Origin of the sequence: Thalassotalea sp. Y01 (assembly GCF_012932945.1) — a bacterium.
Lineage (GTDB): Bacteria > Pseudomonadota > Gammaproteobacteria > Enterobacterales > Alteromonadaceae > Thalassotalea_A.
On the sequence record NZ_JABBXG010000001.1, the window covers coordinates 384500 to 398801 of the forward strand.

8 protein-coding genes are annotated in these 14302 nt (G+C 44.4%); all 8 read right to left on the reverse strand.

Annotated features, from left to right (window positions below; genetic code table 11):
- Window positions 1-139 precede the first annotated feature (139 nt).
- The 8 genes from gcvP to ubiH all read right to left on the reverse strand — a co-directional run bounded on the left by gcvP (window position 140) and on the right by ubiH (window position 14237).
- Entirely contained in the window at window positions 140-3034 is a 2895-nt protein-coding gene (gene gcvP / locus HII16_RS01465) for an aminomethyl-transferring glycine dehydrogenase (protein WP_169126804.1), read from the reverse strand.
- A 91-nt stretch (window positions 3035-3125) separates the two neighbouring features.
- Window positions 3126-3515, reverse strand: coding sequence for a glycine cleavage system protein GcvH (gene gcvH / locus HII16_RS01470; RefSeq protein WP_169126806.1), 390 nt, complete (start codon window positions 3513-3515; stop codon window positions 3126-3128).
- A gap of 203 nt (window positions 3516-3718) precedes the next feature.
- Window positions 3719-4804, reverse strand: a complete 1086-nt coding sequence (gene gcvT, locus HII16_RS01475; RefSeq protein WP_169126808.1) for a glycine cleavage system aminomethyltransferase GcvT — start codon at window positions 4802-4804, stop codon at window positions 3719-3721.
- Window positions 4805-5140: 336 nt separating this feature from the next.
- Window positions 5141-8239 carry an efflux RND transporter permease subunit gene (locus HII16_RS01480; RefSeq protein WP_169126810.1) on the reverse strand — a complete coding sequence of 1033 codons (3099 nt, stop codon included), beginning with the start codon at window positions 8237-8239 and terminating at the stop codon, window positions 5141-5143.
- Between the two features lie 24 nt (window positions 8240-8263).
- Window positions 8264-9538 (reverse strand): efflux RND transporter periplasmic adaptor subunit, encoded by a 1275-nt coding sequence (locus HII16_RS01485; protein ID WP_169126812.1) that lies wholly within the window; start codon window positions 9536-9538, stop codon window positions 8264-8266.
- Between the two features lie 22 nt (window positions 9539-9560).
- Window positions 9561-11039 (reverse strand): efflux transporter outer membrane subunit, encoded by a 1479-nt coding sequence (locus HII16_RS01490; RefSeq protein ID WP_169126814.1) that lies wholly within the window; start codon window positions 11037-11039, stop codon window positions 9561-9563.
- A 574-nt stretch (window positions 11040-11613) separates the two neighbouring features.
- The gene (locus HII16_RS01495; RefSeq protein ID WP_169126816.1) at window positions 11614-12843 is read right to left on the reverse strand and encodes an FAD-dependent monooxygenase; all 1230 of its coding nucleotides are present in this window, start codon (window positions 12841-12843) and stop codon (window positions 11614-11616) included.
- An 83-nt stretch (window positions 12844-12926) separates the two neighbouring features.
- Window positions 12927-14237, reverse strand: coding sequence for a 2-octaprenyl-6-methoxyphenyl hydroxylase (gene ubiH, locus HII16_RS01500; RefSeq protein WP_348981372.1), 1311 nt, complete (start codon window positions 14235-14237; stop codon window positions 12927-12929).
- Window positions 14238-14302: the final 65 nt, after the last annotated feature.

Consider the following 14302-nt stretch of genomic DNA (forward strand, 5'->3'; position numbering starts at 1 on the left):
CGTCTTAGGTAATAAAGTCTGTATGCAGACTTCTATATATTGATGCAATTTTAATAATTACAAGGCCGCAGAAAACAAAAAAGCGAACCCTGAGGCTCGCTTTTTTTAGTGATTGCTTAGATTAACGTTGTAATCTTAATTATTCAGCGTCAGCGTATGTTGAAACCGCTGGACATGAACAAATCAGGTTACGGTCGCCGTATACGTCATCGATACGGTTAACAGTTGGCCAGAACTTGTTTGCTGCCGCTGCAGGCACTGGGAATACCGCTTGTGCTGTGGTGTATGCACGATTCCAGTTAGCATCAGTAATATCAGCTAGCGTGTGTGGTGCATTGTGCAGAGGGTTATCTTCCAAGGTCCACTCGCCAGATTCAACTTTGGCAATCTCAGCGCGGATTGACGTCATTGCTTCAACGAAACGATCAAGTTCGACTTTGCTTTCCGATTCAGTTGGCTCGATCATTAGCGTGCCAGCTACCGGGAATGACATTGTCGGTGCGTGAAAACCGTAATCCATCAAACGCTTAGCAACATCCATTTCGGTGATGCCCGACGCTTCTTTAAGTGGACGTAAATCAACGATACACTCGTGCGCTACACGACCATTGTTACCCGTGTAAAGGATAGGGTAATCTGCGCTTAGTTTGTGCGCCAAGTAGTTTGCGTTAGTGATAGCGTATTTGGTTGAATCAGTTACACCTTTTTTGCCTAGCATGGCAACGTACATGTAAGAGATACACAAGATACCAGCTGAACCGAACGGTGCCGCCGATACCGCGCCATTGTCTTTAAGATCTGAGTTGAACTCAATCAACGCGTGACCTGGTAAGAATGGTGCTAAGTGAGATTTCACACCGATTGGCCCCATACCTGGACCACCACCACCGTGCGGGATAGCGAAGGTCTTGTGCAAGTTAAGGTGTGATACGTCAGCGCCAATGAAACCTGGACTGGTGATACCAACCTGAGCATTCATGTTGGCACCATCAAGGTAAACCTGACCGCCGTTGGCGTGTATGATGTCACATACTTCTTTGATCGTTTCTTCATACACACCGTGTGTTGATGGGTAAGTGATCATGATACAAGACAAGTTCTCGCTGTGCTCTTCAGCTTTTGCGCGTAAATCGTCAAGGTCAACGTTACCGTCTTTATCACACGCTGTTACAACAACTTTCATACCAACCATTTGCGCAGACGCCGGATTAGTGCCGTGCGCAGAAGATGGGATCAAACAGATGTTACGGTGCGCTTCACCACGACTCTCGTGGTATTTATGAATCGCGATAAGACCTGCGTACTCACCTTGTGCACCAGAGTTTGGCTGCATTGAGATGTTGTCGTAGCCGGTAAGCTCAACCAACCAGTCACCTAGCTCGTTGATCATTTCCGAGTAACCTTGGGCTTGATCAAGCGGTGCAAATGGGTGCATATTGGCAAATTCAGGCCATGATACTGGGATCATTTGTGCTGTTGCATTTAGCTTCATGGTACAAGAACCCAAAGAAATCATTGAGTGATTTAATGCAAGGTCTTTGTTCTCAAGCTTTTTGATATAACGCAGCATCTCAGTTTCTGAGTGGTACGAGTTAAATACTGGGTGAGTAAGAATGTCAGACTCACGTAGCAATTCAGCTGGAATTGAAGAGTGACCACAATCGATGATTGCTGCATCTAACTCAGCCACATCAAGACCGTGGCCTTCACCTAGTAAGATATCAAATAGAGTTGCAACGTGCTCACGAGTAGTTGTTTCATCTAAAGAAACAGACACTTTACCTGCAACGTCGGTGCGCAAGTTTACGTTAGCCGCGATAGCACGAGCAACGATTTCATCTTTGTTGTCTACCGCGAACGTTAATGTGTCGAAATAGTTAGCGTGAACTGCTTGTACGCCTTTTTGCGCAGTACCTAAACAAAGGATGTCAGCTAAACGGTGAATGCGGTTAGCAATGTTTTTCAAACCTTGCGGGCCGTGGTAAATCGCGTAAAACGCTGCCATGTTGGCTAGCAATACCTGTGCGGTACAGATGTTCGAGTTCGCTTTCTCACGACGGATGTGCTGTTCACGAGTCTGCATCGCCATGCGCAATGCGTCTTTTCCGCGGGTATCTTTTGATACACCGATAATACGACCAGGCAGTGAACGCTTGTGCTTTTCTTTTGTGGTGAAGAATGCCGCATGTGGACCACCGTAGCCCATAGGTACACCAAAACGTTGTGATGAACCGATAACCACATCAGCGCCTAGCTCACCTGGTGCTTTCAATAGTGTTAAGGCCATAATGTCAGCAGCAACGGCAACAACGCCTTTCTTCGCTTGAACCGCGTCGATTAGTGGCTCGATATCAACAATCTCACCATCGCTGCCTGGGTACTGTAACAGTGCACCAAAGACATCGTGGTTAACAACATCAGCCGCATCACCTTCGATAATATCGAAACCAAACATCTCAGCACGTTGCTTCACAACGTCGATGGTTTGAGGGTAAACGCTATTGGCAATAAAGAAGTTATTGCACTTCTTGTTTTTAGAAACACGCTTGGCAAGTGCCATGGCTTCAGCCGCCGCGGTACCTTCATCAAGAAGCGACGCACTGGCAAGATCAAGACCGGTTAAGTCCATACACATTTGCTGATAGTTAAGCAGTGACTCAAGACGACCTTGAGCAATCTCAGGCTGGTACGGCGTGTAAGCGGTATACCACCCTGGATTTTCCAACACGTTACGTAAAATAACGTTTGGGGTATGAGTTGGGTAATAACCCAAACCGATATTTGATTGGAAAACTTGGTTCTTAGCAGCAACAGCTTTCAGGTCACTTAGTGCCTTCACTTCTGTTTTGCTCTCACCAATGTTTGGCAAACCGTCACGACGGATATTGGCAGGAACAATTTCATCAATTAATGCTTCAACAGAGTCAGCACCAATTTCGCTCAACATCGCTTCGGTTTGCTCTGCATCCGGGCCAATATGACGACGGATAAAATCTTCAGTTTGTTCCAACTGGTTCAAGGTATGGGTAGACATAGATTTCACTTAACTTTTCAAACAGCAAATTACTAAAAACAATAAACCCCGAGTTATCACTCAGGGTTTATAATCTATTGATAATACTAAATTATTCTTCGTCAACTACGTTTTGGTAGCCTTCAGCATCTAGTAATGATTCAAGCTCACCAGTATCGCTAAGCTTAACTTTGAACATCCAACCGTCGCCAAATGCATCAGAGTTTACAAGCTCTGGAGAATCTTCAAGTTCTTCGTTGATTTCAACGACTTCACCACCAATTGGTGCATAGATGTCAGAAGCTGCTTTTACAGATTCTGCAACGGCTACGTCGTCACCAGCTTCAATTTCATCACCAACTTCTGGCAATTCAACAAAAACCATATCACCTAAAAGCTCTTGTGCGTGCTCTGTGATACCAACAGTTGCCGTACCGTCGCCTTCAACGCGAACCCACTCGTGAGAAGAAGCATATTTTAACTCAGAAGGAATGTTGCTCATTTTCTTGTTCCTAAAATGTTTTTTAAAAATGGTTAATTCTTGTTTATCTGAAATCTATTATACCTTGACATGAGCATTAAATTGCACTTGCCAGATTGACTACATTTTAGCCAAATAATTTCAGATGAAAAGCCTTTAAAACAAATAATAGTTAAAGGCTTAATCAATTCTTTTGTTGACGTTAAACCGTGTTCGAAACAGGCTTAAAACGCTTTTTTACCGTTACGGGCAAAACTTGGCTTAATAACCTGTACTTCAACCAACTTCTTGCGCATCTCAACTTGCACTGTATCGCCGATTTTAACCGCGCGAGGCACACGTGCCATGGCAATTGAATGCCCCAATGTTGGTGAGAAAGTGCCTGATGTAATAACACCTTCACCATGCTCAGAGATCACTTTAAGACCGGTACGAAGAACACCTTTTTGCTCCATCACCAAACCAACAAGCTTTGGTTCGCTGCCCGCTTCGCGCAGAGCCGCAAGTGCTTCTTTACCGATAAAGTCACGTTCTTCATCCCAAACGATGGTCCAAGCCATGTTGGCAGCAAGTGGCGTTACTGTTTCGTCCATATCTAGACCGTACAAATTCATACCCGCTTCTAAGCGCAAAGTATCACGAGCACCTAAACCACATGGAGCAACACCAGCATCAACCAATTGCTGCCAGAAATCAGCTGCCATCTCCGTTGGTAATGCAATTTCGTAACCAGACTCACCGGTGTAACCTGTGGTGGCGATAAACAAATCACCAGCCTGAGCTGAGAAGAATGGCTTCATGCCATCCACTGCGGCGGTTTGTTCAGCATTCAATAAGGTTGCAACTTTTGCTTTTGCTTGTGGGCCTTGAACCGCGATCATCGCGTATTCAGGACGCTCAGTGATGCTAACATCAAAACCGTTAGCTTGTTCGTTGATCCATGCCAAATCTTTTTCACGAGTCGCCGAATTAACAACCAAACGGTAATCGGTATCGGTGAAGAAGTAGATGATCAAGTCATCAATAACACCGCCTTGATGATTACACATACCGGTGTATAGCGCTTTACCAGCAACTTCAAGTTTTGCAACGTCGTTAATAACTAAACGACGCAAGAACGCCTTAGCGTCGGCACCGTTAACATCAACGATGGTCATGTGCGATACATCGAACATACCAGCATCGTTACGAACAGCATGATGCTCTTCGATTTGAGAGCCGTAGTTGATAGGCATTTCCCAACCGTGGAAATCCACCATTTTGGCGCCAGCTTCAAGGTGCTTGGCATGAAGAACGGTTTTGTTTGTCATAATATTCACTTTTATCAAGAGGTTACAAGCGTCTTATAAAGTTTTTAAAGTGACGCCTCACCACACAAACGAAGCAGGTAACTTACAGCTACCAAAGCATTAAAAAATTTTGTCGCAAATTATACGCAAAAGTAGCTGTGCGATCAATTTTAAAATGGTCAAAGTTAAAACAAAACACAACAATAACCACACCACCCGAATTAAATTTTACCAAGCACAACTATGCAACATTTAATTCAGATTAATCGTAATTTTCCGATGTTATGATTATCAACATAAAAAAACGGTGCTCAGTTAGACTGAACACCGTTATATATTGGTTTAACACCACTAATGCTAAGCGGGTTGATTCAGCATCAGTGGTTTAATACCTAAACGACGCTTTAACCCCTCGACGATAAGATAATTTACCGGCACCAATACTAAGGTGATAAAGGTCGCAAAAATAATGCCAAAACCAAGTGACACAGCCATAGGGATAAGGAATTGAGCTTGGGTTTGGGTTTCAAACAATAATGGCATCAAGCCAATAAAGGTCGTCAATGAGGTTAGCATAACGGGTCTAAAACGGGCTTGACCTGCTTCTAATACCGCCTGCATCACATTGCCCACTTCGGTGCGGCGTTTGTTGATAAAGTCCACCAACACTAAGGAGTCATTGACTACCACGCCAATTAACGCCATCAAACCAAGCAAGCTCATCATGGTCAATTGCATGCCCATAATCCAGTGGCCAATAATAGCGCCAATGGCTCCAAACGGTATCACTGACATAACTATAATTGGCTGCAAGTAAGACTTAAACGGGATCGCCAATAAGCAATAAATGGCAAAGAACACTAAGATCAGCCCCCAAAACAAGCTACCAAACGAATCGGATTGCTCACGAGCTTCACCTTCAAGGGTATAGTTCAAACCGGGATATTGCTGTACCAGATTGTCTAAAAACAGTTTTAACTCAGCGTTTAATACTGTCATATTGGTGTTATCTTTTTCGACATCAGCAGTAACATTCACGGTACGATATCGATCAATGCGATTAATTGATGATGGGCTCTTACCTGGTATTAATCGGGCCACATGTGACAATGGCACTTTATCGCCCACCGGCGTGCTAACCAGCATATCAGCAAGATTAGCAACCGATGCGCGTTCCTCTAATGGAAATCGCAACATGACGCGAATGTCATCACGACCGCGTTGAATACGTTGTACTTCAGCACCAAAAAACGCATTACGAACTTGACGAGTCAATTGTGATACTGACATGCCTAATGCGTGTCCTTGCTTGGTTAATTCCAACTGCAATTCTTGTTTACCATTAGACAGGGTATCACTGATTTCAAACACCGTCGGGTAGTTCGCCAAATTCTTCTTTATATCTTCTGAAGCCTGTTCAAGCAGAGTCAAATCGGTTGCACTGATTTGAATATCTATAGGATCACCACCACGGCCAATCTCAGCACGAAACGTTGAACTTTCTGCACCTGGTAACTCACCAATCAAACCACGCCATTCAGCCAGTAACTGACGTGAATCGACACCGGTTTGGTTCTTTTCAGCGGGAATGGTTTCAAAACGAACTCGTGATTCACTGCCTTTGGTAATGGCTAAAATATTCAGGATCAGGCTGTCACCATTTTCATCACGGTACGTGTCTTGCAATTGTTTCGCAGCATCTGCCATACGCACGGTATAGTTATCCACCACATCAAAACTGCTGCCGATTGGCATGTTTACATTCGCTCGAACCGTTTCGCTCGGAATGCGAGGGAAGAATACAAACTTCATCCAACCGCTGACGATGAAAGACAAAATCAATACAAAACCGCCCACAAACAACGACAAGGTGACACCTTTATTGTTGAGTGCTTTTGCTAAAACCGGTTTGTAGTAACGCAAAATTGCATTCTCAAAGCCATCGGCGAACTTTTGTTGCCATACGCTAAAGCGCGACTGACCTTGTTTTTCATGACGCAAACGCAATTTTGATAAATGCGCCGGTAACACAAACTTTGACTCGATTAAAGAAAACAGTAATACCGGGATAACTATCGCTGGAATTTGCGCGAAAATAGCGCCACGCATACCATCAACAAACGCTAACGGTAAAAACGCGGCAACCGTGGTTAAGATACCAAAGGTAACTGGCGTCGCGACTTCTTGTGTGCCTTTAATCGCCGCTTCAATACCTGACTTAGCTCCAGATTGACTGTGACGGTAAATATTTTCTCCGGTAACAATCGCATCATCTACAACAATGCCAAGCACCACAATAAAGCCAAACAGACTCATCACATTAAGGGTCACGCCCAAAAACGGCATGAAGATAAACGCGCCCATAAAACTAATAGGAATGCCAAGCGATACCCAAAACGCGATGGTTGGACGTAAAAATAACGTCAACAATAACAACACTAGGAAACCACCTTGTAGGGCGTTGCTAATCAAGGTGTTTAATCGGTTTTTTACGATCTGCGAGTCATCATCCCAATAACTGATGCTAAACCCTTCAGGTAAGCTTTGTTGCTTAACCTCAATATAGTTTTTTACCGCGTCGGCCACATCAATGGCACTTTGATTACCAATTCGATAAATTTCAATCAAGGCTCCTTGTTGACCATTAAAACGCGCTCGAATCGGCTTTTCATCAAAGCCATCGTTAACAATAGCGATGTCTTTTACCAGCAAACGTGTGCCATCGGTATTGGTGCGTATAACGATGTTTTCAAAGTCATCTTTACGATAGGCTTGATTCTTACTGCGTACTAACACATCACCACCATCGGTGCGTATGTTGCCGGCAGACATATCAACAGAACTGTTACTGATAGCGCTGGAGATTTCCGACAAGGTCAATTGATACTGTTGCAGCTTGCTTTGATTAACACTAATAGAGATTTCATAATTACGCACCGCATCTAGCGATAGCTGGGTGACTTGCGGCAATCGCAACAACTCATCGCGCACCGTTTCAGCAAATTCACGAATTTCTCGTTCGCCATATTCGGAGGCGACAGTAACCGCAATGACTTCACGTTTGCGTTGCAGCATGGATACGACGGCTTTTTCCGCATCGACTGGAAAAGTATTAATGGCATCGACGCGAGACTTTACATCAGCGAGTAATTCCCGCACATCATAACCATTTTGTGCTTCAATACGCACAGCAGCGTGACCTTCAGTAGATGTACTGCTGATCTTTTCAATACCGTCAAGATCTTGCACAGCCTCTTCAATACGTATCGCAACCCCCTGTTCAACATCCTCTGGTGTTGAACCTCGCAAAGACACTTGAACATTAACCACGTCAAATTCAAATGACGGGAATACCTCTAATGGGATACGGGTATTGATCGACAATATACCGGCCAGCAAAATGGACAGCATCAACAAATTAGCGGCGACATGATTACGGGCAAACCAGGCTATCATAATATAAACTCCTTACCTTGTACCCTAAGTGCCAAAGTCATCTTGTAGACCATCGATGACGTTGCCCTTTTTATCTTTAGCTGTTTTTTGCATTGCATCACCATTGCCTTTGGCAATCGATTCTAACGGCTGTTGTGTATCTGGCTGTTTGTTTAGTATCGAAACCAAGGTGCCTGAGTTTACTTGCCCTAATGGCGTCGTCACTAACATTTGCCCTGCACGCAAGCCTGATGCAATCACCGCTTGTTGATCGTTTTGCCATGCAATGCTTACTGTCTGACGTTTTAGTTTACCCTGCTCCACTAAATACACATAACTGCCTTGATAAATGGCGCGATTAGGGATCACCAGCGCCTCTTTTATGGTTTTTCCGGCGATGCTTGCCGATACATATTGACCAATTTTAATTGGCAAACTGTCGTCCATTCGACGGCCGTAAGGATCATCTATTTGGGCAACGACAAAAAGCTGCTGCGACTGGCTATCAAACGCGCCTTCGGTTCGAACGACTTTACCCTGCCACTGACTTTGGGCAACAAGGTCAGAGGTAAAATGCACCAGTGGCTGGTCTTTTAACGACGCACTTTGCAAGCGACTGCTTTCAGGAAGGACCATATATTGCAAATCACTGTTCTTGATAGGCAATCTAATTTCAACGTAATCAACAGCATACATTTCTGCCAATTGGCTGCCAGAGGAGACGACTTGGCCAATATCGACCTGTTTTTTCAATATTCGCCCAGTATAAGGAGCGATAATACGAGTACGCTCGAGGGCTAAGCGAGCTTTATCTAAGCTGGCTTTGGCTGCATAGACTTGTGCTTCTGCCGCCATTAATTGTGGTTTACGCAAGACCAAATCAGGCGCTTGATCACTGTTACCTAAGCGAGTCCAATCTTGCTCCGCTTGTTGCACCCGAGCCTTTTCTTCGCTTAACGCCTGTTCCGCCGACAGCAGATTCGACTCAGCTATTTTCATTTCAGCGCGATAATCTCTATCATCAATGCGCACTAAGACGTCGCCCTTTTCAAAAAAGCCACCATCACGAAAACTGTCATCTATAGCAACTATTTGCCCTGACACTTGCGGAAACAACATGCTTTGTGTGCGCGGTTTCACCACACCGTAGCTGCTCACACTAATGGCATAATCTTGTGCTTGAAGTTGACGAGCCTCAACCTTAAGTTGCGCCACCTGGGGCTTGCCTGAGCGTTGCGAACCCGGTGGATTACTGAGCACCATAACCGCGATAGCAATAAAACCAATCAGAATCATAAGGGGTAAAACAATCTTTTTCATTTGTGCATTCTCGGCGTAAAATTTAGTTTGCGTTGCTATTGGTTACGACGGCATTACTGCCTGGGCTTGGCCGTTCATTAGTAATTTGTTCGGCGTCATACCCGCCCAGTGACAGCGCTAATGCAACCTGGTTTTGTAACAGTTGCGCTTTCAACTGGATTAACTGAGTTTGTGCATCAAACGCTCGGCGTTGTGATTCCAATACCGTGGTGTAGTCGACGATACCTTTGAGGTATTGATCAAATGCCAGCTTTTCAGCAGCCACCGCATTTTCGCGAGCATATTGAAAATGATCAAATCGAGATAACAAGGTTTGATGACGATGCACACCGTTTTCAATATCGCTGAACGCTTGAAACACGTCGTCTAAGTATTGTTGTTCGGTGATCTTAACATCTAACAAGGCTTGCTCTTCTAGTGCTTCTAAGCGACCAGCATTAAATATTGGTTGACTGATATTCCCGATAATAGACCACGCTAGAGAGCCTCCGTCGAGTAGATTATCCAATTGATCAGAGCTATCACCCGTACTGGCGGTTAATGCGATACGTGGAAACCGGTTTTTATGTGCCACAGCAAGTCCTGCATCGGCGGCCAATAAACTATACCATCTGGCGTTTAAATCATGACGACGAGAGATAAGCTCTGACGGTACGCCAGCGTATGCGGAAATTTGCACCGACGGCAGTTGCACATCTGAGCTCAGTGCCGCTGATGGGTATTCACCCAGTAACAATTGCAAAGTCCTACTGGCCTCAGTCACTTGTTGGTTTTGCTCAGCCAAACGAGCCAACTCACTGCTCACATCGTTTTGCGTCAAATACACATCCAGTGCTTGGTTTAGGCCCAAGCGGTAGGACGATTTAATTTGCTCTAGATTATTCTTTAGATTTTGAGCTCGTTCAGCGTATAACTCAAGCAATTGTTGCGCTTCGGCTAAGCGGTACCAACCGGCAACGATCTCTGCACTGAGATCCGCTAACGCTTGCGAATAGTTGGCCTGGGCAATTTTAAAATTAAGCTGACTTTGCTTTTGTTGATCCGACAACTTGCCCCAGACGTCTAGCTCATAACTAAAATCTAGGCTTATTTCGGCATTGTTATTAATGCTGCTGTTATCATTGATAATATTTTTACTGCGCGACTGAGCAACATTTAGCGACAATTCTGGCCAATCGCTGGCACCACTGATGATCAGTTGTTGTTCTGCCTTAGCCAACTCAAAGCGACGTATTTGTAATTGGCGATTATTTGCAATCGCTTTATTAATCATCTCGTCAATCGTTTGATTATCAAGCTCTGCCAGCCAGTAATTTAAAGTCAGCAGGCTTTCTTGTTCAGCCTGTTCAACCGCCGTATTTTGGTAAAAATAATACTGTTCAGGTAAGTCGAGTTGTTCACTACTCTGATCTATCGCACTAGGCGTCTGACACCCGGCTACCATTATTAGCAACGCGGCACTGACGCCAGTGCGAAGCAGGCTGTTTTTTGTTTTTAACATGTATTTATAAGATCAGCGCTAAGTTATTTTCAATATGTATTTTACGACGCTGTGACAAATAAACAAAGATATTTACACAGCTTTACAGTAGCCAATAAACGCTCAGCATTAGACCTTGGATCACCATCATTTTAGCCGGTTACAATCAATAACAAATTAACACTTAATCAACAATGCATTGACCCCGATTATGACCTATTATTTGCTTTATACCGACGTGATTCTTTGGCGGCCAGTAAGCTTCTATATCGAGACGTTAATTAGCAGCCGAATGACTTGGTAAAATTTTTCAAATGTATAACGCTATTTATAGCGAGGTATTGACAATGTTCTATACAGACGAAGACGATTCAGTCGCAGTACGCGGCTACAACTAATCCTTTCTGGCACTAAGCCAGAGGTGATATTAATCAGCAGAATCAGTTGGGTTCTAATGAACTCAAGAGGGTTTATGTGCATTTATGCGGGCTGATGTGCATTAGAGAAGACTTGGGTATCCGTAGCGCTTTATTGGTAAGGCTGACGGGTGGCTATATTTGTCTGCCAAGTTATCGACAGCGCGTCCCATCTTAGTTTATAGATCCTGCTTGTACCGGCACAAATTCGGCAAGTCACTGCGTTGTCCCATAGCGTGTTTTATCATCTGTTGTTTCACCGGTGCAAACTGGTTTAATAGCGACATGCCCACACCGCGGATTATCTTTGGCAGTTTGTCTTGTACCGCAAAGCCTTGCTTTATCGCTTCCATTGCCGCCATCATTTCACTGGCATCAGATTTGCGCCAGCGACTAAATGCTTGCCACAGCTTGTTGTCATCAAGATCCTTTCCTTGGGCTAAGATCTGCTCTAAAGTTTGCGCCAACGCAGCGACATCAACTAACCCCAAGTTAACCCCTTGTCCTGCCAATGGGTGGATGGTATGCGCCGCATCGCCAATAAAAATGGCTCGTTGTTTAACAAATTCTCGCGCTAATCGCATGGTTAACGGGAAAAAAATACGCTCGCTTAAAAGTTTGACTCGACCTAATTTGCCATCGCTTGCGGCGGTTATCGCCTTGTTGAAACTATCCCGATCACATTCTGTAAATTGCTTAGCTTTTTCAGGCGGTAACGACCAAACAATCGAACACATGGTTTGTTCATATAAAGGCAAAAAGGCCAATGGACCGGAATCTAAAAATACTTGCCAAGCGGTATTTTGATGACCTTGCTCTACAGACACCGTCGCCACTAGTGCGTGATGATCATAATCACGAAACGTGACGGCAATATCGAGTTGTTTACGCACCCAAGAATTAGCGCCATCAGCGGCAATCAGCAATTTACTAAGTAGTGGTCCTTGCTTCTCTAGGCTAAGGAATACCTCAGACTCGCCCATTCCCATGCTGCTGATACGATCTTCTATGATCGCGATACCTGAGTCTTGCGATACTTTTTGCCACAGTGCCTGACGAATAATATCGTTTTCAATAATATGACCGATATCGGTCTTATCTTTTGCCAACGCAGGCATATCGCTGACATCAAAATCGAGATGACCGTAACCATCTTTGTCCCAAACATGCATATGATTATAGGCTTGATGGCGTTGCTGCTTGATCAGTGGCCACACATCGAGTTGACGCAATAAATTTTCACTGGCATCGTTTATCGCACTGACTCGTAAGCCAGGTTCGTCTCCAATATCAGCCAATGGACTTGGATCAATAACAGCAACACTTAAGCGGCAAACTTTACGAATAGCCAAAGCGGCACTTAAACCAACCATTCCACCGCCGACGATGGTGATATCAAAATGTTGCATCTATTGCTCAAGCCCCTTGTTATCGTTTAGTTTGTTAAATAGCCAATAAAATTCGTTGGCTTGCAATGGCGCCTATATCGAGTTTAATCAATATGTCCCATGGTTTTTCTTGCCAGCTGTTGCTTCAATGGCGACAGGTAATTCAATACTTTCAAGCCAATGCCACGACCAATGGCTAACGGTAAATAATCATTGGAAAACAAATGCACCATTGAGTCGGTCAGGGAAATCACTTGATCATGGTCTTTTTGCCTGTGCTGTGAATATTCTTGCAACAGGGCAAAGTTACCAATATCCTGCCCCGCTGCCAGTGCCTTTGCAATTAATGACGCCATCTGTTTAACGTCACGTACACCAAGGTTAAACCCTTGTCCTGCAATAGGGTGCAAGGTATGAGAAGCATTGCCCACCAAGGCCATGCGATGATATATTGATGAATTAGCGCGGATAAGTTTTAACGGAAAGCTAAAGCGTTTACCCACTTTACCAATACTGCCTAGCCAGCCACCAAAATGTTGCTGTAATTGTGCGGCAAAGCCGTTGTCATCTAACGCCAGAAATTGTTCAACCTGATCAGGTTTTACCGTCCAAACCAAAGAACAGCGGTCTTCGGTCATTGGCAACATAGCTAATGGTCCGCTGTCGGTAAATCGCTCAAATGCCCTACCATTATGAGGTTTATCACACTTGACATTGGCAATAATTGCCACTTGTTGGTAATCATATTGGCTTGAGTCTATCGCCGCTTTTCGTCGACATACGGATTGCCCCCCGTCACAAGCAAGCAATAGGTGAGCGCTGATATGTTGACCTAGCGTCTGTGTCGCTGAAGCATCGTTCAAACAATCAGCGTTAGAATATTGTGATTTAGATAGCGTGTTGCTACTTTGCGATTTATCGAGCTGTTCGGCAACCGCTTGATGTTGTAGCTCAACATCCACTTGATTTTTTTGCCAAGTTATTTCGGTGATGCGGTGTTCGGCGATAAAGCGCACATTGTTATAAGGGCGTAAGGCTTTATATAAGCCATTACCTATGGCTTGCATCTCAACCACAAAACCCAATGCGTCGGTGTCGTAATCATCACTGTATAATCGAGCTTTACCATAATGGCCACGATCTGAAATATGGATATTATTGATCGCCATTGCATGTGGCTTTATTTCTGGCCATGCATCGAGTTGCTGTAAATACGCAGCGCTGCCATTGGCTAATGCGATGACTCTGGCATCAAAGCTACTGAGGAGGTTTTCTACAATGCGACCAGCTTCAATAACCGCTATCGACAACGGCTCACCTTGGCTATTACGCAAACCAGCCAAGGCCAGTGCCATACTGGCACCAGCTAAACCACCACCGGAAATAATTACATCAAAGTGTTCGCTTTGTTGCACTATGCTTTATCCCTTTGCTTGATTCACAGGCACGATTGTTTCATAGCCAATAATGTTTGCCATTG